The organism is Streptomyces sp. cg40, from assembly GCF_050320165.1.
GTDB classification, from domain to species: Bacteria; Actinomycetota; Actinomycetes; order Streptomycetales; family Streptomycetaceae; genus Streptomyces; species Streptomyces hokutonensis.
Window position 1 is genome coordinate 7,627,801 of sequence record NZ_CP190128.1, and the last position, 17,584, is coordinate 7,645,384.

At 70.8% G+C, this 17,584-nt stretch carries 21 protein-coding genes; 7 read left to right on the forward strand and 14 right to left on the reverse strand.

What is annotated here, in order from left to right; all coding sequences use genetic code 11:
• Positions 1–67: 67 nt before the first annotated feature.
• The gene (glnII, locus tag ACQHII_RS34310) at positions 68–1,096 is read right to left on the reverse strand and encodes a glutamine synthetase (RefSeq protein ID WP_399116841.1); all 1,029 of its coding nucleotides are present in this window, start codon (positions 1,094–1,096) and stop codon (positions 68–70) included.
• 235 nt (positions 1,097–1,331) lie between these two features.
• Positions 1,332–1,499 carry a hypothetical protein gene (locus ACQHII_RS34315; RefSeq protein ID WP_427922920.1) on the reverse strand — a complete coding sequence of 56 codons (168 nt, stop codon included), beginning with the start codon at positions 1,497–1,499 and terminating at the stop codon, positions 1,332–1,334.
• Between the two features lie 96 nt (positions 1,500–1,595).
• On the opposite strand from ACQHII_RS34315, the gene ACQHII_RS34320 reads away from it, so the two are divergent.
• Complete coding sequence (locus tag ACQHII_RS34320) at positions 1,596–2,483, forward strand: alpha/beta fold hydrolase (protein ID WP_427922921.1); 888 nt, start codon at positions 1,596–1,598, stop codon at positions 2,481–2,483.
• 3 nt (positions 2,484–2,486) lie between these two features.
• Here ACQHII_RS34320 and ACQHII_RS34325 read toward each other — a convergent pair whose 3' ends face one another.
• Together ACQHII_RS34325 and ACQHII_RS34330 are read right to left on the reverse strand one after the other, a co-directional pair.
• Positions 2,487–3,173 carry a hypothetical protein gene (locus ACQHII_RS34325; RefSeq protein WP_427922922.1) on the reverse strand — a complete coding sequence of 229 codons (687 nt, stop codon included), beginning with the start codon at positions 3,171–3,173 and terminating at the stop codon, positions 2,487–2,489.
• A 142-nt stretch (positions 3,174–3,315) separates the two neighbouring features.
• Positions 3,316–3,675: an arsenate reductase family protein gene (locus ACQHII_RS34330; RefSeq protein ID WP_427922923.1), complete on the reverse strand. Its 360-nt coding sequence runs from the start codon at positions 3,673–3,675 to the stop codon at positions 3,316–3,318.
• Between the two features lie 164 nt (positions 3,676–3,839).
• On the opposite strand from ACQHII_RS34330, the gene ACQHII_RS34335 reads away from it, so the two are divergent.
• A complete protein-coding gene (locus tag ACQHII_RS34335) occupies positions 3,840–4,154 on the forward strand; it encodes a hypothetical protein (protein ID WP_026179521.1) in 315 nt (104 codons plus the stop codon).
• 68 nt (positions 4,155–4,222) lie between these two features.
• Here ACQHII_RS34335 and ACQHII_RS34340 read toward each other — a convergent pair whose 3' ends face one another.
• Positions 4,223–5,407 (reverse strand): winged helix DNA-binding domain-containing protein, encoded by a 1,185-nt coding sequence (locus tag ACQHII_RS34340; RefSeq protein ID WP_427922924.1) that lies wholly within the window; start codon positions 5,405–5,407, stop codon positions 4,223–4,225.
• A 182-nt stretch (positions 5,408–5,589) separates the two neighbouring features.
• On the opposite strand from ACQHII_RS34340, the gene ACQHII_RS34345 reads away from it, so the two are divergent.
• The gene (locus ACQHII_RS34345; protein ID WP_427922925.1) at positions 5,590–6,930 is read left to right on the forward strand and encodes a DUF2252 domain-containing protein; all 1,341 of its coding nucleotides are present in this window, start codon (positions 5,590–5,592) and stop codon (positions 6,928–6,930) included.
• Between the two features lie 7 nt (positions 6,931–6,937).
• On the opposite strand, the gene ACQHII_RS34350 is transcribed toward ACQHII_RS34345, so the two are convergent.
• Positions 6,938–7,444 carry a DUF1269 domain-containing protein gene (locus ACQHII_RS34350; RefSeq protein ID WP_427922926.1) on the reverse strand — a complete coding sequence of 169 codons (507 nt, stop codon included), beginning with the start codon at positions 7,442–7,444 and terminating at the stop codon, positions 6,938–6,940.
• 262 nt (positions 7,445–7,706) lie between these two features.
• On the opposite strand from ACQHII_RS34350, the gene ACQHII_RS34355 reads away from it, so the two are divergent.
• Positions 7,707–8,003 (forward strand): hypothetical protein, encoded by a 297-nt coding sequence (locus ACQHII_RS34355; RefSeq protein WP_427922927.1) that lies wholly within the window; start codon positions 7,707–7,709, stop codon positions 8,001–8,003.
• Positions 8,004–8,022: 19 nt separating this feature from the next.
• On the opposite strand, the gene pspAB is transcribed toward ACQHII_RS34355, so the two are convergent.
• The 5 genes from pspAB to glnA form a co-directional block, all read right to left on the reverse strand.
• Positions 8,023–8,607, reverse strand: a complete 585-nt coding sequence (gene pspAB, locus ACQHII_RS34360) for a PspA-associated protein PspAB (protein WP_427922928.1) — start codon at positions 8,605–8,607, stop codon at positions 8,023–8,025.
• A gap of 2 nt (positions 8,608–8,609) precedes the next feature.
• Positions 8,610–9,533 carry a zinc metalloprotease HtpX gene (htpX, locus tag ACQHII_RS34365; RefSeq protein ID WP_427922929.1) on the reverse strand — a complete coding sequence of 308 codons (924 nt, stop codon included), beginning with the start codon at positions 9,531–9,533 and terminating at the stop codon, positions 8,610–8,612.
• Between the two features lie 122 nt (positions 9,534–9,655).
• Entirely contained in the window at positions 9,656–10,849 is a 1,194-nt protein-coding gene (locus ACQHII_RS34370) for a hypothetical protein (protein ID WP_427922930.1), read from the reverse strand.
• Between the two features lie 5 nt (positions 10,850–10,854).
• Positions 10,855–11,109, reverse strand: coding sequence for a hypothetical protein (locus ACQHII_RS34375; RefSeq protein WP_427922931.1), 255 nt, complete (start codon positions 11,107–11,109; stop codon positions 10,855–10,857).
• Between the two features lie 99 nt (positions 11,110–11,208).
• The gene (gene glnA, locus ACQHII_RS34380; protein ID WP_200715351.1) at positions 11,209–12,618 is read right to left on the reverse strand and encodes a type I glutamate--ammonia ligase; all 1,410 of its coding nucleotides are present in this window, start codon (positions 12,616–12,618) and stop codon (positions 11,209–11,211) included.
• A 198-nt stretch (positions 12,619–12,816) separates the two neighbouring features.
• On the opposite strand from glnA, the gene ACQHII_RS34385 reads away from it, so the two are divergent.
• The 3 genes from ACQHII_RS34385 to ACQHII_RS34395 all read left to right on the forward strand — a co-directional run bounded on the left by ACQHII_RS34385 (position 12,817) and on the right by ACQHII_RS34395 (position 15,286).
• Positions 12,817–13,287, forward strand: coding sequence for an RDD family protein (locus tag ACQHII_RS34385; RefSeq protein ID WP_427922932.1), 471 nt, complete (start codon positions 12,817–12,819; stop codon positions 13,285–13,287).
• 158 nt (positions 13,288–13,445) lie between these two features.
• Positions 13,446–14,615 carry an acyl-CoA dehydrogenase family protein gene (locus tag ACQHII_RS34390; protein ID WP_427922933.1) on the forward strand — a complete coding sequence of 390 codons (1,170 nt, stop codon included), beginning with the start codon at positions 13,446–13,448 and terminating at the stop codon, positions 14,613–14,615.
• 164 nt (positions 14,616–14,779) lie between these two features.
• Entirely contained in the window at positions 14,780–15,286 is a 507-nt protein-coding gene (locus ACQHII_RS34395) for a flavin reductase family protein (protein ID WP_427922934.1), read from the forward strand.
• Between the two features lie 31 nt (positions 15,287–15,317).
• Here ACQHII_RS34395 and ACQHII_RS34400 read toward each other — a convergent pair whose 3' ends face one another.
• From ACQHII_RS34400 to lipA, 3 genes are all read right to left on the reverse strand, one after another.
• Positions 15,318–16,022 (reverse strand): DUF4191 domain-containing protein, encoded by a 705-nt coding sequence (locus ACQHII_RS34400; RefSeq protein ID WP_019075887.1) that lies wholly within the window; start codon positions 16,020–16,022, stop codon positions 15,318–15,320.
• A 59-nt stretch (positions 16,023–16,081) separates the two neighbouring features.
• On the reverse strand, positions 16,082–16,282 hold the full coding sequence (locus ACQHII_RS34405) for a hypothetical protein (RefSeq protein WP_019075886.1): 201 nt from the start codon (positions 16,280–16,282) through the stop codon (positions 16,082–16,084).
• 240 nt (positions 16,283–16,522) lie between these two features.
• Positions 16,523–17,488 (reverse strand): lipoyl synthase, encoded by a 966-nt coding sequence (gene lipA, locus ACQHII_RS34410; RefSeq protein ID WP_427922935.1) that lies wholly within the window; start codon positions 17,486–17,488, stop codon positions 16,523–16,525.
• Positions 17,489–17,584 lie beyond the last annotated feature (96 nt).

Consider the following 17,584-nt stretch of genomic DNA (forward strand, 5'->3'; position numbering starts at 1 on the left):
GCCACTGACAACGCGAGGGGGCGCCCACCGTGACAGTGGGCGCCCCCTCGCGCAGGTGCGGGGCGGATCAGACCTGGCCGGCCTTCTCCAGGGCGGAGCAGCACGTGTCGACGATCAGGCGGGTGACGACGTACGGGTCGACGTTGGCGTTCGGACGGCGGTCCTCGATGTAGCCCTTGCCGTCCTTCTCGACCTGCCACGGGATACGGACCGAGGCACCGCGGTTGGAGACGCCGTAGGAGTACTCGTTCCACGGGGCGGTCTCGTGCAGGCCCGTCAGGCGGTCGTCGATGCCGGCGCCGTAGTTCTTGACGTGGTCGAGGGGCTTGGAGCCCTCGCCGAGGGACTCGCACGCGGTGATGATCGCGTCGTAGCCCTCGCGCATCGCCTTGGTGGAGAAGTTGGTGTGCGCGCCGGCGCCGTTCCAGTCGCCCTTGACCGGCTTGGGGTCGAGGGTCGCGGAGACGCCGAAGTCCTCGGCGGTGCGGTAGAGCAGCCAGCGGGCGATCCACAGGTGGTCGGAGACCTCCAGCGGGGAGACCGGGCCGACCTGGAACTCCCACTGGCCGGGCATGACCTCGGCGTTGATGCCGGAGATCGCGAGACCGGCCTTGAGGCAGTTCTCCAGGTGGGCCTCGACGATCTCGCGGCCGAAGATCTCGTCGGCGCCGACACCGCAGTAGTAGCCGCCCTGGGGGGCCGGGAAGCCGCCCTCGGGGAAGCCCAGCGGGCGGGAGCCGTCGAAGAAGGTGTACTCCTGCTCGATGCCGAAGATCGGCTCCTGAGCGGCGAACTTGTCCGAGACCTCGGTGAGCGCGGCACGCGTGTTGGACTCGTGCGGCGTCATGTCGATGTCGAGGACCTCGCACATCACGAGGATGTCGTCGCCGCCGCGGATCGGGTCCGGGAAGCTGGCGACCGGCTTGAGCACGCGGTCCGAGGAGTGCCCCTCGGCCTGGTTCGTGGACGACCCGTCGAAGCCCCAGATCGGGAGCTCGGCGCCCTTGGCGTCGTCGGCCAGAATCTTCGTCTTGGAACGGAGCTTGGCCGTCGGCTGGGTGCCGTCGATCCAGATGTACTCAGCCTTGAAGGTCACGGGCCACATCCTTCGGGGGTGGGTCTTTCGTCGCACTTGCGGGTGCTGCGGCGCAGCGGCACTGGAGCGCCGCGATTCATGCCGGGCAGCCTGTCAACATGCGATTTCCCGATCATTGCCCAAGTGTGAACCCCGTGTTACCTGGCCATGCTGTGGCGCGATTCACGCCACCAGGGCCCGCCTCGCTGTTCGCAGTCGCAGACGGGGGTGGCCGGGCGGCTCGTATGCGATGGGGTTAGCCCTCGGCGGCGGCCTCGCGGCCCCCGGCCAGGAAGCCCCGGATCGCGGCCAGTTCCCGTTCGTCGTACCCCTGGAGCAGTGCCACCGAGCTCCCGATGAGCGGACCGAAGAACGACTGCCCGAGGTCGACCGCCCGCTGGTTCACTTCGAGCGTCCGGTGCATGCCGTTCCGGTTCGCGAACCGGGCGCTGTGCAGGCCGCGTTCGACCGCGACGGCCCGGGAACAATGAAGGGAGAAGGGGAGGGAGAGGTGAACCGCATGGGCATCCGCGGTGGGGCGTACGACACGGGCGGCTTCGACAGCGACCGCTTCCGGTCCGCCTACGACAAGGTCATGGCGAAGTGGCCCGACGAGCGGGAGGCGGTGAGCGTCCCGACGCCGTTCGGCGAGACGTACGTGAATGTGTGCGGGCCCGTCGGCGGGCGCCCGCTCGTCCTGCTCCCCGGCGGCGGGGGAGCGACCTCGGCGTCCTGGTACGCCCAGGCCGGCGAGCTCGCCCGGTCCGGTCACCGCGTCCACGCCGTCGACCTGATCGGCTTCCCCGGCCGGAGCGTCCCGGCGCCCGGCCGTCGCCCGCGCACGGTGGCCGACCTGATGACCTGGCTGGACGCGGTGTTCGACGGGCTGGGCGTGACGCCGGCCGCCGACCTCGGTGGTCATTCCTACGGCGGCTGGATCGCCCTGCACTACGCGCTGCACGCGCCCGACCGGATACGCCGCCTGTTCCTCCTCGACCCGACCCAGTGCTTCGCCGGGTTCGAGACGGCGTATCTGCTGCACGCGCTGCCGATGCTGCTACGGCCCACTCCGCGCCGGGTCCGCGCGTTCCTGGAGTGGGAGACCGGGGGAGCGGCGCTGGAGCCCGACTGGCTGCGCCTCCAGGAGGCGGGCGCGGGGTTCCCGTCCGCGAAACCGGTGACCGGTCCCCGCCCGGCGCCGGACGTGCTGCGCGGGCTCAACGCGTCGGTCCTGCTGCTTCTGGCCGGAAGCAGCAGGACCTATGACACGCACCTGGTGGCGACCCGGGCGGCGAGCCTGCTGCCGCACGTGGAGACCGACATCCTCGCGAACGTCTCTCATCACGCGCTGCCGCAGTCCGCGCCTGAGCGACTGGGCCGTCACCTCACCGGTTTTCTCGGACCCTGAGCGTCACCCCACCTTCTGGATCAGAGCACGGCGGATGAGGAACTTGCCGGGCTCACGGACCTGTTCGAATGCGGCGTTGTTCAGCAGGACGCAGCTGCCGGAGACCGAAGTCACCTTCACCGTCGTGGACTTGTTGTTGTCCAGGTTGGTGACCTTCAGCGTCGTCCCCGCCGGGAACTGGTTGCTGGAGGCGGCAGGCGCACCGGCCTCGCCGGAGAGCGTGACGGTCGAGCCGTTGCACACCTGGCTGCCCGCGGCGGCGCCGGCACCGGTGTTGCCGGTGTTGCCCGCCGGAGGGGTCGCCTTGGAGGTCGCCGTGGCCGCGGGTGCGGACTGCGCGGGCTGTGCGGCCTGGGAGCCCTGAGCCGACTCCCCAACCGTGCAACCGGACGCCTTCTGCTGCACCTTGATCTGCGCGATGACCGCCTCGCGGTTGGCGATCCGCGCCGCCGACTGTGCGTCGGGACTGGCCTTCTGGCCGGCGATGAAACTCTGGTTGTTGCCGAGGGCGGTGGCGAGCCCCTGGCAGACCGTCGAGTTCGGGGCGGACAGCGTCTTGGCGTTCGTCGTGTTCGTCTGCGAAGCGTTCGACGTGGTGGCCAGGGCGAAGGCCCCGCCTCCGGCGACCGCGGCGGCGGTGACCAGCAACGCCAGCTTCTTCTTCGTACTGGCAGTTCTCCTGCGCGACATGCGCGGCTCCTGTGGGGTAGGGGACCGTACGCCGCTATGTACGGGATACCGAACGATGTAACTCATCCGACACAGAAGTCACTGAAGTGACGTACGCCACATGGGAGTTGTGGATCATGCGCCGCGCACCCGCTACCGGGAGCTACCGGGACAGCGCCTCCCGCACGGCCTCGTCACTGCGCGCGACCACCGCCGTACCGTCGTCCGCCGTGATGATCGGCCGCTGGATCAGCTTCGGATGCGCGGCCAGCGCCGACACCCACCGCTCCCTCGAACTCGCGTCCCGCGCCCACTCCTTGAGCCCCAGCTCCTTCGCCACGGCCTCCTGGGTGCGGGTGATGTCCCACGGTTCGAGCCCGAGCCGCTCCAGTACGTCCCTGATCTCGGCCTCGCTCGGCACGTCCTCCAGATAGCGGCGGACGGTGTACTCGGCGCCCTCCGCGTCGAGCAGGCTCACGGCGCTTCGGCACTTGGAACAGGCCGGGTTGATCCAGATCTCCATGGGGCCCACGGTACGCGAAAACCCGTCTTCCACCTGCGTCACAGCACCCTCAACAGCCGTTGTGGCCAGGGCGTTTGTCAGTGGCGGGCAGTAGAATAGAAGCAGTGTTCGAGGGTGTCGCCGGGGGGTCCGGACGGCGCCCTGACCGCGACAGGAGGATGTCCGTGCCCGCTGCCGCACTGAAGCCGAAGCCGCTGCCGACCCAGTCCACCGCGAAGCGCTCCGTCCAACTCGACCTGCCCTACGTCCCCGTGGCCAAGCGCCCGCTGCCGCCCGGCCGCCCGCGCGAGTGGTACGTCACGCACAACCGCCGCCTCAAGGCGATGCGACTGGCCATCGCCCTGCTCGACTCGGGCGTCTACGTCCCGAACCAGGCCCGCAACGAGACGATCCGCACCACCGCCGAACTGATCGGCGTCCACGCACCGTCGGACACGACGTGTCACATGGTGCGGGCGCTGATGCGGTACTCGCGCTGAGCCTCGCGCCGGGCGCCCCGCGGTCTCGCGGGGCGCCCGGCGCTGGTGTCCGGCCACGCTGAAAAGGCCTACGCCGACAACTCCTTCTCCACCGGCGTCCGGAACCTCGGAGTCACCCGAGTCGCCCCCACCCACCCCCGCAACCGCTCCGCAGCCTCCCCGATCGCGGCCTCCGCCTCCCGGCCGACGTCCGTCCGGTCGAGGACGCGCCAGGCGATCTCGCCGTCCGGACGCTGGGCCCAACTGCCCACCACCCGGCCGTTCCACCACACCGTGGGGCCCACGTTGCCGCTGTAGTCGAACAGCGCGGGGCGCAACTCCGGTGCCAGGTACCAGTCCCGGTGCTGCCAGCCCATCGCCGTCGGATCGAGCGCGGGCAGCAGGGCCGCCCAGGGTTCGGCGGGGCCGGCCGGCGGATCGAGTTCCCCGGCGGCGACGTACCCCGTGCCCTCGTCCAGGGACACCTGCTCCGCACCGATCGCCGCCAGCGCCCGGCGGACCTCCGTCACCTTCCACCCCGTCCACCACTTCAGATCGGCCTCGGTGGCCGGGCCGCAGGCCGTGAGCCAGCGGCGCAGCAGGGCCGACTGGGCCTCGGCGACGTCCAGTTCGGGATGTTCCGGCGCCACCGCCCAGCGCAGCTGGCTCGACGTCCAGCCACCGAGCGGACGGCCCCGTACGACCTTTCCCTCGACCCCCAGCACCCTCAGCAGCCGGGTCGACAGGGTGTGGACGCCCTCGTAGTTCTTCCCGGCCGCGTACACCCACTGCTGCCTCAACCTCGGTTCGTCCTCGGCGAGTTCGGCCGCCGTCGCCTGTCCGCGCCGGGCCAGCGCGGCGAGCGTCGCGTCCTCGACCTCCTTCAGCCAGACCGCGTCCGGCGCCCCCGCCTGCGCCATGTCCTTGACCAGGGAGGCCCGTTCACGCGCGGCGACGACGAGCCCGGTCGACGCGTGCACGACGGCGGTCAGGTCGGTCGGGAACACGAACACCGTGTGCCGCATGCCGTGCATACGGAGGAGGGTGCGGTCGTCGTAGAGGGCTCGGGCGGTCTCGGACACGGTGCCGGCCGGGTCGGCGAGGCGCGCGCCGACGGCCAGGAACACCGTCGCCGGGTCCGAGCCGTGCAGGGCGACGAGGGAGTCGGCGACGTCCTCGGGGGTCGCGGCGCGGGTACTCGGGGCGAGGCGGTGGCGGAGGGCGAGGCGGGCACGGCGTTCGGCGTGTCCGATGTGACGCGGGGCGACGGTCATCCGGCCTCCACTTGAGGGGTCCACTTCCCGACCGAGGGTAAACGGCCGGGTGGGCGGGCGAACAAGAACGGGAGTTCACCCGGTCGCCGCGCTCGGCATGCGCTCACCCCGGCGCCCGCTTTCACTGCGTAGCAACAGCGCGGTGAAACCCCGGGAGGCGACGGCATGCAAAGACACGGCACATGACCACACCGGCCGACCGGGCCGACCGTGGCCGCGCCGCGCGCAAACGCGTCGCCCGTTCCGCGCACGCCGGCTGGATCCCCTCCGTGGACCGCCCCGACCCCGTCGCCGTACTGGAACGCCAGGGCCGCGACCGGCTCCCGGAACTCCTCCCGATCCGCTACGGCCGGATGGCCGCCTCCCCCTTCGCCTTCCTGCGCGGCTCGGCCGCCGTGATGGCCGCCGACCTCGTGTCCCAGCCGCACACCGGCCTCACCGTGCAGCTCTGCGGCGACGCGCACCTGCTCAACTTCGGCCTGTACGCGTCCCCGGAACGTGCCCTGCTCTTCGACCTCAACGACTTCGACGAGACGTTCCCGGGCCCCTTCGAGTGGGACGTCAAACGCCTCGCCGCCAGCATCGCCGTGGCCGCCCGCGAGAACGGCCACGGCGACACCAAGGCCCACCGTGCCGCACTGGAGGCGACCGCCACGTACCGTAAGGCGCTGCGTTCGCTGGCCCGCAAGGGCGAACTCGCCGTCTGGTACGACCGGATCGACGCCGACAGCCTGCTGCCACTGGTCCGCTCGGCCCGCAACCGCCGCCGCGTCGAGTCCAGCCTCACCCGCGCCCGCCGCCGCACCAGCCTGCACGCCGTCGGCAAGCTCACCGAGACCGTCGACGGCCGCCGCCGTATCGTCCAGGACCCGCCCCTCCTGGAACCGGCCGGCGCCTCGGACATGGCCGCCGTACGCAAGATCTTCAGCGACTACCGCTCCACCCTCTCCGAGGAACGCCGCCTGCTGCTCGACCGCTACCGCTTCGTCGACGCCGCCCGCAAGGTCGTCGGCGTCGGCAGCGTCGGCACCCGCTGCTTCATCGTGCTGCTCGCCGGCCGCGACCAGGACGACCCGCTGTTCCTCCAGATCAAGGAGGCGCGGAAGTCCGTACTGGAGGAGCATCTGCCGAGCGGACCGTACGTCCACCCCGGGCACCGTGTCGTCGCGGGCCAGCGCCTGCTCCAGGCCGCCAGCGACATCTTCCTCGGCTGGATGACCGGACCCCAGGGCCGCGCCTTCTACTGGCGCCAGCTGCGCGACATGAAGGGCTCCGCGGACGTCGCCGGCATGCGCCCGGCCGAACTCCTCGCCTACGGCCGCCTGTGCGGCACCGCCCTGGCCCGCGCCCACGCCCGCTCCGGCGACCGCGTCGCCATCGCCGCGTACCTGGGCGGCACCGCCACCTTCGAACACGCCGTGGCCGACTTCGCCTCGGCCTACGCCACCCAGACCACCGCCGACCACGCCGCGCTGGAGGCGGCGGTGGCGGCGGGCGTGGTGACGGCGGCACCGGGGATCTGACGCACGGTCAGGAAGCCGACTCCGCGTCCCGTGCCGCGGCGATCGCCTCCCGCAGATGGTCCTCGTCGGCCTTGCTCAGCGAGGTCTGCACCAACTGGCCGCCGAACGGCGTGAGTTGGGGGATCACCTTGTCCTGTGCCGCCTGCTTGACCAGGACGAAGAGGGCCGCGGCGCCCGGGCGCAGGTTCTGGCTGAGGTCCTTCATGAAGTTGTCGTTGATGCCCGTGTCCGTGAACGAACCCCCGGCCGCGCCGGCCGCCGCCCCCACCGCCGCACCGAGCAGCGGCGCCAGGAAGAGCAACCCGATCACCCCGCCCCACAGGGCACCCCCGGCCGCGCCCACGGCCGTGTGGTTGACGGCCTGGTGCAGCTTGATCCGGCCGTCCTCGCGCCGTTCCACGACCACGGCGTCCTCCAGCTCGACGAGATGCCCCTTGGACAGCTCGAACAGCTTCTCGCGGACCTGGTTGGCGGTGGCGAGGTCGTCGTAAGCGACGACGAAGAGATCACTCATCCCGATTCACCCCTTTTGTGGCGATTCGAACAGATGGGGTCGACTCTAGGCCGCCCAAAAAGGAGATGCACGCCGAGTGATCGCGCCCCTACGCTGGACACACGTTGCGGAGCTGCCCACCACCGCTTACGGCAGGACAGGCACCACCCCGCGGACTCGGGGCTACTCTCTACGCACCGACGGCCGGACGCCCTCCCCCAGCGCCCCGTCGCGTCCACAACAGATCACCGCTCGTACACACCCACGCCCACGGAGGCCCGTCATGGGCACCATCGTCATATCCGGGACCGTCGTCCTGGTCGTCTTCGGCTTCGGCAACCACGTCTGGTGGCTGGCCGCGGTCGCCGTCCTCTTCCTGTACGTGCAGTACGGCCGGGACTCCTCGTCCTCTTCCTCGGCGTCGTCCTCGTCGGCCTCGGGCTCCTCCTCGGGAGGCGGAGCCGCACCGTCGAGCTACCGCGCGTACCGCGACCGCCGGGACAAGCAGGCCAAGTGGGAGCGCCGCTACCAGCGCGAACGCCCCCTGGAGTCGCGTCGGCAGGCACGGGAGAAGAGCTAGCAGTACACGGGGGCGCCTCTCACAACCCGGGGGCGCCCCACACCGGGAACCACCGGCTCAGATCCTGCTCGATCCGCAGGTCGTTGCCGAGCATCGACTTGACCTGCAGTTCCAGTGAGCTGTCGCGCCGCTGTCCGGTACCGGCCAGCGGCGCGAACGGGAAGAACGTCCCGCGCTTGTAGAGATAGACGAGCGCGAGCCGCCGCCCCGCGTCGTCCTCGAACCCGGCCAATGAGCACAGCAGTTGGGGCCCGAAGCCGTTGACCTCCATCGCGCTGTTGACCGCGTGCAGATCGTTCACCAGCGCGGAGAGCTCGTCGGGGGCCCGGTGCGAGACCAGCCAGGAGTAGCCGTAGGAGTCCTGGGTCAACTCGACCGGGGGACCGGTGCGTTCGGCGTCCGCGTCCAGCAGTGCCTGGACCTCCCGGTGCGTCTGCTCGAACGCCCCGCCCTCCACCGTGGCGAAGCACACCGCACCGCGCCCGGTCGCCGTGAAGCCGGCCGCCGCCTCCAGCGTCACCGCCGCCGAGGGCAGCGCGAACAGCTGGTCGAGATCGGGTGCGACCGGTTTCGTACGGCCGAGCAGGATGTCCAGCAACCCCATACTCAGCCCGCCTTGTCGATGCCGGGCACCGCCGCCTCACCCAACTCGGCGGAGATCCGCCCCAGTTGGTCGAGCCGCTGCTCCAGGCTCGGGTGCGTCGAGAAGTACTTGCCGATGCCGGGCTCCTTGCCGGTCGCCGGCGTGAAGTAGAAGGCGTTGAAGGCCTGCGCGGTCCGCAGGTCCTTGGTCGGGATCCGGGCGATGTCCCCGTCGACCTTGGTGAGTGCGGAGGCCAGCGCCGAAGGCCGACCGGTGAGCAGCGCCGCCGCCCGGTCCGCCGCGAGTTCCCGGTACCGGGACAGCGCCCTGATCAGCAGGAAGCTGATCGCGTACACGGCCGCGGAGATCCCCATGATTCCCGCGAAGACGGCCAGGGTGTTCTGGTCCTTCCTGCCCCGGAAGATCTGCGAGTAGAACGCGAACCGCACCATCAGCCCGGCGAGCACCCCGAGGAACGACGCGATCGTGATCACGGCCACGTCCTTGTGCGCCACGTGCGACAGCTCGTGCGCGAGCACACCCTCCAGCTCGGCCGGCTCCAGCCGCCGCAGCAGCCCGGTGGTCACACAGATCACGGCGTTGTCGGCGTTGCGCCCGGTCGCGAACGCGTTCGGCATGTCGATGTCCGACACGGCGACGACGGGCTTGGGCATGTCGGCGACGGCACACAGCCGGTCGATCACGCCGTGCAGATCGGGATACTCCTCCCGCTCCACGATCCGCCCCTTCATCGCGTACAGCGCGATCCGGTCGGAGAACCAGTACTGCGCGACGAGCAGCCCGCCGGCCAGCACCACGACCAGCACCCAGGACTTCAGCAACACGATCAGCGCGGCCACGAACGCCACGTACAACAGCCCGAGCAGGAACAGCGTCAGACCCATACGTATGGTCAACCGCCGGTCGCTCCGGAAGCGGCTCTGCATCTGCCATCACCCCGCAGTCAGGCACTCGTCCCACCGCCCAGTGTGCACCCGCGCCTTCCCATGAAGTGGTCCCGATCGGCCCTAGGCGGAGCAAAAGGTCCCTGTGAATACGGGTCCGGTCCTCACCCCCGCTTTACGGCGTGCTCGGCCCACCCGCGCAGCTTCACGTCCGGATCGTCCGACAGCGCCTCGGCCACCTCCCGCCGTACGCCCCCGCCCCGCGCGTCGAGCAGCCGGAACGCGGCGACCCGCACCGGCCGGGGCCACCGTGCCCCAAGCCTTTCCGTCAGCCACTCCTCGGGCACCAGCTCCGCGGACGGCAGCAGCGCCGCGGTCACCTCGCGCACGACCCCGGCCACCGGATCGTCCAGCAGCGGCCGCAACCGTCGTACGTCCGCCGCGTCCAGCACCCGCAGTCCGGCCACGGCCTGGGCCCGTACCGCGCCCGCCGGATGGCCGACGAGTGTCCACAGCAGCTCGGCGTCCGCCCGCCCACCGCACTCCGCCAGCCCGATCACGGCCCCCGGCACCGGCTCCGGCGCCGCGCACCACGCCCGGTACAACGGCAGCGGATCGACCCCGTCCCGCCGTACGACATACCGCGCACAGGCCCGTACGACCGGCGCCCGGTCGGCCAGGAAACCCACCGCGAGATCGGTCCGCCCGGCCGGCCGCAGCACGGTGACCCCGACCGACCGGACCCGCGGACTCCGCGCCCCGAGCAGCGGCCCGAACACCTCGTCGTACGCCCCGCCCCGCGCCACGGCGGCCAGCGCGGCGTCGGCGCACAGCGTCTGTACGACGGTGTCGGTGTCCCGGGCGGCGGCGCGGGCGAGTTCGGCGGGGGAGAGGAGACCCCTCTCGGCGGCGAGCCGGTAGACATGCCGACGCACGGCGCGGTCGCTGTCGGCGAGGAGCGGAGCGAGCTGTTCCAGGGAGGCCCGGCGCAGCACCGTGTCGAGCAGTTCGACGGCGAACGCACCCCGCCACCGCCGCCCGGACAGCAGAATCAGCGGCGCGAGCGCCACACCGGTCTCCACGTCGAGCGCCTCGGCCAGCAACTCCCGTGCCCGCTCCCGCACTTGCCCGACCCAGTCGGCACACCGGACGACGACCAGCGGCAACAACGCCCGGTACCCGACGGCCTGTTGGAGCGCCGCCTCCCTGATCCTGCCGTCACGGTGGCACAGCGCGATCGCGAGTTCGGGCTCGGCGAGCCCGGCGGGCGCATACGGCTCATGCCGCAACGCCTCGTCCAGCCACAGCCACGCGAGGGGATCACCGAGGTCGAACTTCTCGCCGCGCTCCTGGTCCATCTCCCTTACGGCGCCCGGAAGTTGACGTACCCCAGCAACACGATGACCGCGGCGACACTTCCCAGCACGAGCACCGTCGACACCCACGACGACCGCCGCGGCCCCACCCCCTCGGGCTCACCCCGGAACGGCACCGGTCCCGGCGGGTTCTCCTTCCAGCGGGCCGCGAGCATCCGGGCCCGCGCGGAGGGCTCCTTGTGCTCGGCACTGTCGGCCCACTTGATGTCGAACTCGCGCTCTTCGCCGTCCTGTTGTCCCATCCCCGTTGCCCCTCCCGGAAAACACGGTGTGTGTACGACGGTGCCCCCGCCTCTCCGAAGAGAGACGGGGGCACCCGGCGATCGGTTCGATCGGTTGGATCACACGTCGTAGTACAGCTCGAACTCGTGCGGGTGCGGGCGCAGCTGGAGCGGCGCGATCTCGTTCGTGCGCTTGAAGTCGATCCACGTCTCGATCAGGTCGGACGTGAAGACGTCGCCCGCGAGGAGGAACTCGTGGTCGGCCTCAAGGCGGTCGAGGACGGCCGGGAGGGAGGTCGGGACCTGGGCGACGCCCGCGTGCTCCTCGGGGGCCAGCTCGTAGAGGTCCTTGTCGATCGGCTCGGCCGGCTCGATCTTGTTCTTGATGCCGTCCAGGCCCGCGAGGAGCAGGGCGGAGAAGGCGAGGTACGGGTTGCCGGAGGAGTCGGGCGCGCGGAACTCGACGCGCTTGGCCTTCGGGTTGGAGCCCGTGATCGGGATGCGCATCGCGGCGGAGCGGTTGCGCTGCGAGTAGACCAGGTTGACCGGGGCCTCGAAGCCGGGGACCAGGCGGTGGTACGAGTTCACCGTCGGGTTGGTGAACGCGAGCAGCGACGGGGCGTGCTTGAGGATGCCGCCGATGTAGTAGCGGGCGATGTCCGACAGACCCGCGTAGCCGGCCTCGTCGTAGAAGAGCGGGGAGCCGCCCGCCCACAGCGACGAGTGGACGTGCATGCCCGAGCCGTTGTCGCCGAAGATCGGCTTCGGCATGAAGGTCGCGGTCTTGCCGTTGCGCCAGGCGACGTTCTTCACGATGTACTTGAAGAGCTGGAGGTCGTCGGCCGCGGCGAGCAGCGTGTTGAACTTGTAGTTGATCTCGGCCTGGCCGGCGGTGCCCACCTCGTGGTGCTGGCGCTCGACCTGGAGGCCGGACGCGGCCAGCTCCAGCGAGATCTCCGCACGCAGGTCGGCGAAGTGGTCGACCGGCGGGGTCGGGAAGTAGCCGCCCTTGTAGCGGACCTTGTAACCGCGGTTGTCCTCGACCGCACCGGTGTTCCAGGCGCCGGCCTCGGAGTCGATGTGGTAGAAGGCCTCGTTCGACTTGGTGTCGAAGCGCACGCTGTCGAAGACGTAGAACTCGGCCTCGGGACCGAAGTACGCGGTGTCGGCGATGCCGGTGGAGGCGAGGTACGCCTCGGCCTTCTTCGCCACGTTGCGCGGGTCACGGGAGTACTGCTCGCCCGTGATCGGGTCGTGGATGAAGAAGTTGATGTTGACCGTCTTGTCGCGGCGGAAGGGGTCCACGCGCGCGGTCGACAGGTCGGCGCGGAGCGCCATGTCGGACTCGTGGATGGCCTGGAAGCCGCGGATCGAGGAGCCGTCGAAGGCGAGTTCCTCGTCCGGGTCGAAGGCCGTCGCCGGCAGCGTGAAGTGCTGCATCACACCCGGCAGATCGCAGAATCGGACGTCGACGAACTTGACGTCCTCGTCCGCGATGAACTTCTTGGCCTCGTCGGCGTTCTGGAACATCCAGCTCCTCCTACTCCCGACCGTCCGTGCCGGGGTGGTAGTTCGTTCGTGCGGCCAGTGCGGTGGCACACGCTGGACCCGACCTTAGGGACGGGGGATTTCTCAGGCGTGACCCATTTGTTTCGCCCAAGTTAACCGGTCTTGAGCCGCCTGGCCCCTCCTGTCCGCATGGCAGAACGGGGGCAGTACCGTGGACGGGTGGACAACAGGGATGCAATCGGCTCATGGCTCTCCGGGCCCCGGGAAGCCGCGGAGCGGGCAGGTGTCGACTTCGGCTACCGCGGCGAGCAGCTCGGCCTGCCCGAGCACGGCCCCGGCTCCATCGCCCGCCCCGGCCGCCGCCTCGGCGCCCTCGCCGTCGACTGGGCCCTGTGCCTGTTGATCGCATACGGCCTGCTCACCCACGGCTACAAGCCGGAGGCGACAGGCAACTGGGCTCTCCTCGTCTTCTTCGTCCTGAGCCTCCTCACCGTCGGCACCATCGGCTTCACCCCGGGCAAGCGCCTTTTCGGCCTCCGCGTCTACGCCCTCGACACCGGCCGCCCCAGTCCCCTCCGCGCCCTGCTCCGCTCCGCCCTGCTCTGCATCGCGATCCCGGCCCTGATCTGGGACCGCGACGGCCGCGGCCTCCACGACCGGCTGGCGCGCACGGTGGAAGTACGGATCTAGCAGTAGTCGTACGACGGAGGGGGCGCCCCGGAAGGACCCGGGCCGCCCCCTTTGGCGTGCCGGGCGGGTGACCGTCGGCCGGTCTCGGCCCGGGGTGCGCTCCGTGACCGGCCGTGACCGGGACACTGTCGCCGTTCCCGACGGAAGTGGTGGGCAGGATGGCAGCAGGCGACAAGTCGACGGTCGTGGCCGGGGCGCCGATGGTCGCGGAGATCGCGGCCCGGTACGCGGACGAGGCGGAGAGTGCCCGCAGGCTCTCGCCGCAGGTGGTCGAGGCGGTGCGGGACGCGGGCTTCGCCCGGCACTTCGTACCGCGGGCCCACGGCGGCGAAGCCGGTGGTTTCGCCGAGGTGACCTCCGCGGTCGGCCTGGTGGGGGAGGGCTGCACGTCGGCCGCCTGGGCCGCCTCGCTGGCCGCCTACGCCGGGCGGTACGGGGCGTTCCTGCCCGAGGAGGGGCAGGCCGACATCTGGGCGGACGGCCCCGACGCCCTGCTCGCCGGCGCACTGATGCCGTCCGGCAAGGCGGAACCGGTCGCGGGCGGCTGGCGGCTCAGCGGTGAGTGGAAGTACATCAGCGGGGTGCACTTCGCCGACTGGGCACTCGCCTGCGCGGCCGTACCCGGTGAGGGTCCCGTCGACCCGGACGCACGCCCCGAAGTGAGGTTCTTCGCCGTACCCCGGGCCGACTTCGCCATCGAGGACAGCTGGTTCACCGTGGGGATGCGCGGCACCGGCAGCGACACCCTGCTGCTGACCGACGCCTTCGTGCCCGAGCACCGGACGCTGGCCCGGTCGGCGGTCCACGCCGGACGGGCGCCCGCGTCGGACGCGCGCTGCCACCTCGTCCCGATGTACGCCGTGAGCGCGCTGCCGTTCGCCGCCCCGCTGGTCGGCGCCGCCCGGGGCGCGCTGCGGGCCTGGATCGCCCGGACCGGGGTGCGCGTCGACCGCCGGGGGCAGGCGGTCGGCGAGAAGCCCTCGACCCAGGTCGCCCTGGCCCGCTCGGCGGCCGAGGTGGACGCCGCCGAACTGCTCATCCTGCGTACGGCGGCGGTCGCCGACGGCACGGAACACGTCCCGGACGGCGAGGCGGCGGTCCGCGGCGCCCGCGACCTCGCCCTGGCGGTGGAGCTCCTGGTCTCGGCGGTCGACCGCGTCTTCCGCGCGGGCGGCACCTCCGGCCAGTCCTCCTCCGACCCCGTGCAGCGCTTCTGGCGCGACGTGAACAGCGCCGCCTCCCATGTCGCGCTCTCCTTCGAGACGACGGGCGCGGCGTACGGCGCGTGGGCACTGGCGGGAGGGGAGGGGGCGGGGGCCGTGCGCTGAGGCGGTCCCGGTTGCCGGTCGGGAGTGGTGACCGCATAGTCGATCTGGAGCCGGGTGACGATTTCGATCACCGTCGGTGAGCCGTGTCCGAGGCCGTCCCGAGGCCACTGAACTCGCGGCGGCCTCCACGAAGGCCAGCAGAGGCCAACAGGTGGTGCACCGCCATGACGGAGCGTCAGGAAGTACTGGAAGCCGAAGCCGCCGTGGAGCCCGAGGACTTCCGGGCCGCGATGGCCCGCTTCCCCTCGGGCGTAGTGGTGGTCACCACCCGCTGCGGGGACGGCACCCCCCGCGGATTCACCGCCAGCTCCTTCTGCTCGGTCTCGCTGGAGCCGCCGATGGTGCTCGTGTGCCTGGCCAACTCGGCCGACTCGGCGCCGTCGTTCGAGTGCTGCGACCGCTTCGCGGTGAGCGTGCTGGCTCCGGCCCACCGCCCGCTCGCCCTGCGCTTCGCCACGAAGGGCACCGACAAGTTCGCGTCCGAGGGCCTCGGCCTCAGCCCGGACGGCCTGCCGACGGTCGAACGCGCCCTGACCGAACTGGACTGCGCCGCACACGCACGACACCCGGCCGGGGACCATACGGTCCTGATCGGCCGGGTGACGGGTGTGCGACTGGGGGAGGGCTCCCCGATGGTGTATTACGACCGCGGGTTCAGGACGCTGGCCTGAACCTCGGCGGCCCGGGGTTCAGGCCCGGGGTTCAGCGGGCCTTGCCGCCGCCCTTCGGGAGCTTCATGCCCTTCGGCATCGGGCCCTTCGGCAACGGCATGTTGCTCATCAGGTCGCCCATCGCGCGCAGGCGGTCGTTGGTCGCCGTCACCTGCGGGCCGGTCAGGACGCGCGGGAGCTTCAGCATCGTCGTACGGACCTTCTTCAGCGGGATCTGACCCTCGCCGGTGCCCACCATCACATCGTGCACCGGGACGTCCGCGACGATGCGGTTCATCTTCTTCTTCTCGGCGGCCAGCAGGGACTTCACCCGGTTCGGGTTGCCCTCGGCCACCAGCACGATGCCGGCCTTGCCGACCGCGCGGTGCACCACGTCCTGGCTGCGGTTCATCGCCACCGCCGGAGTCGTCGTCCAGCCCCGGCCGATGTTGTCCAGTACCGCGGCGGCGGCGCCCGGCTGACCCTCCATCTGCCCGAAGGCGGCCCGCTCGGCACGTCGTCCGAAGACGATCGCCGTCGCGAGGAAGGCGAGCAGCAGGCCGAGAATGCCCAGATAGATGGGGTGACCGAGCAAGAAGCCGATCGCGAGGAAGACACCGAAGGTGACAATTCCGACAGCCGCGAGTACAAGACCGATCGTCTTGTCGGCCTTGCGCGTCATCTTGTACGTCAGGACGATCTGCTTGAGTCGTCCGGGGTTCGCAGCGTTGTCCGCTGTCGTGTCCTTCCTCGCCATGCCACGAGTCTACGTGGCTCCCGGAGCGCCGACGACGGCGGTGTCCGGGGCGAGGGGATTCAGGAGTGCGAGGTGAGGGACTGCTCCAGGACGAGCTGTGCCTCGACGCGGTCCTTGGCGCGGCGGCGGTCTTCCAGCACGGAGGTCCAGGCGTTGCGGCGGGCGGTGCGCTGGCCGCCGCTCATCAGCAGCGACTCGACGGCGCGCAGGGCGTCGGTGACGGACGGGATGGCGGTGGCGCGGACGGGTGCGGCCTGCATCGTGGAGGTCCCCCCTCGGAACGGCTCTGGGTACGGGGCTACGTGCTGTAAGTCGAGTGTCACTGTTTGGTGTTACCAGGGCGTGACCGACCGGTCAAACGCCAATGAAGCCTTGATGCGGAGGGTCGAAACACTGACGCGACCCTGATGTACGCCCTCAACTGGGAGGACGGTCGGGGCCGCGCCGGTGCGGATGCTACTGGCGGGTAGCTGCTTGTGCGCGAATTCACACGGTCTTGCTCAGACCGCCTGCGAGGCCACGTACGCGCCGCGCTTCTCGACCGCCATCTGGTAGAGGCGGCCGGCACGGTACGAAGAGCGCACCAGCGGACCGGACATGACACCGGAGAAGCCGATCTGCTCGGCCTCCTCCTTGAGTTCGACGAACTCGTGCGGCTTCACCCAGCGCTCCACGGGGTGGTGACGCACCGAAGGCCGCAGATACTGCGTGATCGTGACCAACTCGCAGCCCGCCTCGTGCAGTTGGCGCAGCGCCTCGCTGACCTCCTCGCGGGTCTCGCCCATGCCGAGGATCAGGTTCGACTTGGTGACCAGGCCGTAGTCGCGGGCCTCGGTGATGACCTTGAGGGAGCGGTCGTAGCGGAAGCCGGGGCGGATGCGCTTGAAGATGCGCGGGACCGTCTCGACGTTGTGCGCGAAGACCTCGGGGCGGGAGGAGAAGACCTCGGCGAGCTGCTCGGGCACCGCGTTGAAGTCGGGGGCGAGCAGTTCGACCTTCGTGCGGCCGCCCTCGCGGGACTCCGTCTGCTGGTGGATCTGGCGGACCGTCTCGGCGTACAGCCAGGCGCCGCCGTCCTCCAGGTCGTCGCGGGCGACGCCGGTGATCGTGGCGTAGTTCAGGTCCATCGTGACCACGGACTCGCCCACGCGGCGCGGCTCGTCGCGGTCGAGGGCCTCGGGCTTGCCGGTGTCGATCTGGCAGAAGTCGCAGCGCCGGGTGCACTGGTCGCCGCCGATGAGGAAGGTCGCCTCGCGGTCCTCCCAGCACTCGTAGATGTTCGGGCAGCCGGCTTCCTGGCAGACCGTGTGCAAGCCCTCGCTCTTCACGAGCGCCTGCATCTTCGTGTACTCGGGACCCATTTTCGCCCGGGTCTTGATCCACTCGGGCTTGCGCTCGATGGGGGTCTGGGCGTTCCGGACCTCCAGGCGCAGCATCTTGCGTCCGTCTGGGGTGACTGCGGACACATCGGCTCCCTGTAGCTTCGATTCTTCGGCGTACACCAGGGTACGCCCGTGATTTCAGGCCCCCGCCCTGAGGCCAACCCCAGGGCGGAAAGTCGC

Coding starts and splice junctions, on each gene's coding strand:
- ACQHII_RS34390 (WP_427922933.1), top strand. CDS start 13,446: ATGGCAGCAGGCGACAAGTCGACGGTCGTGGCCGGGGCGCCGATGGTC.
- ACQHII_RS34315 (WP_427922920.1), bottom strand. CDS start 1,499: ATGCACCGGACGCTCGAAGTGAACCAGCGGGCGGTCGACCTCGGGCAG.
- ACQHII_RS34375 (WP_427922931.1), bottom strand. CDS start 11,109: ATGGGACAACAGGACGGCGAAGAGCGCGAGTTCGACATCAAGTGGGCC.
- htpX (WP_427922929.1), bottom strand. CDS start 9,533: ATGCAGAGCCGCTTCCGGAGCGACCGGCGGTTGACCATACGTATGGGT.
- ACQHII_RS34370 (WP_427922930.1), bottom strand. CDS start 10,849: ATGGACCAGGAGCGCGGCGAGAAGTTCGACCTCGGTGATCCCCTCGCG.
- ACQHII_RS34330 (WP_427922923.1), bottom strand. CDS start 3,675: ATGGAGATCTGGATCAACCCGGCCTGTTCCAAGTGCCGAAGCGCCGTG.
- pspAB (WP_427922928.1), bottom strand. CDS start 8,607: ATGGGGTTGCTGGACATCCTGCTCGGCCGTACGAAACCGGTCGCACCC.
- ACQHII_RS34320 (WP_427922921.1), top strand. CDS start 1,596: ATGGGCATCCGCGGTGGGGCGTACGACACGGGCGGCTTCGACAGCGAC.
- ACQHII_RS34325 (WP_427922922.1), bottom strand. CDS start 3,173: ATGTCGCGCAGGAGAACTGCCAGTACGAAGAAGAAGCTGGCGTTGCTG.
- ACQHII_RS34400 (WP_019075887.1), bottom strand. CDS start 16,022: ATGGCGAGGAAGGACACGACAGCGGACAACGCTGCGAACCCCGGACGA.
- ACQHII_RS34340 (WP_427922924.1), bottom strand. CDS start 5,407: ATGACCGTCGCCCCGCGTCACATCGGACACGCCGAACGCCGTGCCCGC.
- ACQHII_RS34395 (WP_427922934.1), top strand. CDS start 14,780: ATGACGGAGCGTCAGGAAGTACTGGAAGCCGAAGCCGCCGTGGAGCCC.
- ACQHII_RS34355 (WP_427922927.1), top strand. CDS start 7,707: ATGGGCACCATCGTCATATCCGGGACCGTCGTCCTGGTCGTCTTCGGC.
- ACQHII_RS34345 (WP_427922925.1), top strand. CDS start 5,590: ATGACCACACCGGCCGACCGGGCCGACCGTGGCCGCGCCGCGCGCAAA.
- ACQHII_RS34350 (WP_427922926.1), bottom strand. CDS start 7,444: ATGAGTGATCTCTTCGTCGTCGCTTACGACGACCTCGCCACCGCCAAC.
- ACQHII_RS34405 (WP_019075886.1), bottom strand. CDS start 16,282: ATGCAGGCCGCACCCGTCCGCGCCACCGCCATCCCGTCCGTCACCGAC.
- glnA (WP_200715351.1), bottom strand. CDS start 12,618: ATGTTCCAGAACGCCGACGAGGCCAAGAAGTTCATCGCGGACGAGGAC.